This window comes from Glycocaulis sp. (assembly GCF_052168375.1).
Classification (GTDB): Bacteria; Pseudomonadota; Alphaproteobacteria; order Caulobacterales; family Maricaulaceae; genus Glycocaulis.
In genome coordinates this window covers 1-1,382 of the sequence record NZ_JBQLZR010000086.1, presented here as the reverse complement: position 1 = coordinate 1,382, position 1,382 = coordinate 1, and the positions used below count along the sequence as shown (strand labels likewise).

Genomic DNA, 1,382 nt, shown 5'->3' with positions numbered 1-1,382 from the left:
CACCAGCTCCTGCGCGAGTTGACCATGAGTGACGATGACGAGGCCGATCATGAAATCCCGGAGCAGGATGGGCAGGAGTGCGGACGTTTATGACCGCTATGTAACCTTGCCTTGAAACTTTGTGAAAGGGGTCCTCTGGCAAAGAAGCCACAGGCGTGCCCCTCATGCCACGCCTGGCAGCCGGACAATGAAACGTGCGCCGGTTCGCGGCGCCTTGCGGTTCTCCGCATGGATCGTGCCGTCATGGGCCGTCACCACTTGCCGCGCGATGGCCAGGCCCAGCCCTGAATGGGTACCAAATGCCGCACCGGCAGGGCGCTGGGTGTAGAAGCGCTGGAAGACAGTCTCCAGCGCCTCGGGCGGAATACCCGGGCCCTCATCTTCCACGGTGACGACATACTGGTCGTGCCGCCCGGCATGCTCGCGCCGTATCGACACGGTGACAGTTCCCTGCGGCGGCGAGAAGGTCAGCGCATTGTCGATCAGATTGGTGAAGACCCGCCCCAGCGGCTCCTCGCGGGCGCTGATGAAGGCTTCGGCAAGCGATGTTTCGACGCGCAGCCGCTCCGAAGTGGTCCGCTCGCCATCGATATAGATGCGGGTGATGTTGCGAATCAGCCGCACCAGATCGACCGGCGCCACCTCGTCGCGCGCCAGCTCCGCATCGAGGCGCGACGCGTTGGAGATATCGGTGATCAGCCGGTCGAGCCGCTGCACATCTTTCTGGATGACCCCGACAAGGCGCTCGCGCGCCGCATCGTCCTTGGCCCTCACAAGGACTTCGGCGGCTGACCGGATCGATGTCAGCGGGTTCTTGATCTCGTGGGCGACATCAGCGGCGAAGCTCTCGATGGCATCGAGCCGGTCATAGAGGGCATCTGTCATCGCGCGGAACGCCTGTTCCAGATCACCGATCTCGTCGCGCCGGCGTGAAAAGTCCGGCAGGGGCACACGGCGTCCGCCCGCCAGCTGCACGCTGCGCGCAGCGTCGGAGAGGCGCTTCACCGGCCCGGCAATGCGCAAGGCCAGAAGACCGCCAAACGCCACGATGATGAGGGCCGCAAACCCGAGATAGGGCAGGATTGCCAACCGGTCGGCGGCAATCAGCGCGTCGTAATCGTAGGATTCGTATGTAACCGAGCCGACGATTGTCTGCACCGGCGCAATCGCCAGCGTGACCGAGACAACCCGCTCGCCATAGCGGCCCCGCCTGACCCCTGCGACTGCCTCGCCGGTCGACTGCGTGGCAGCAATCTCCTCGGCAAGCGAGCGTTCGCGCGCAGCCAGCTCGTCAGACGAGAGATAGAAACGGCCGATAAAGTCGCGAAGTCCGCGCCAGAGGCCGGTCAGAGCGCCGTCAATGTCCTGCTGGCCCGGCGGGG

At 64.7% G+C, this 1,382-nt stretch carries 1 protein-coding gene; it reads right to left on the bottom strand.

Annotated elements, in window-relative coordinates:
• Positions 1–162: 162 nt before the first annotated feature.
• Positions 163–1,382, bottom strand: a 1,220-nt coding sequence (locus ACTS2Z_RS03290) for an ATP-binding protein (RefSeq protein WP_442571805.1), incomplete at its 5' end; no start/stop codon positions are given.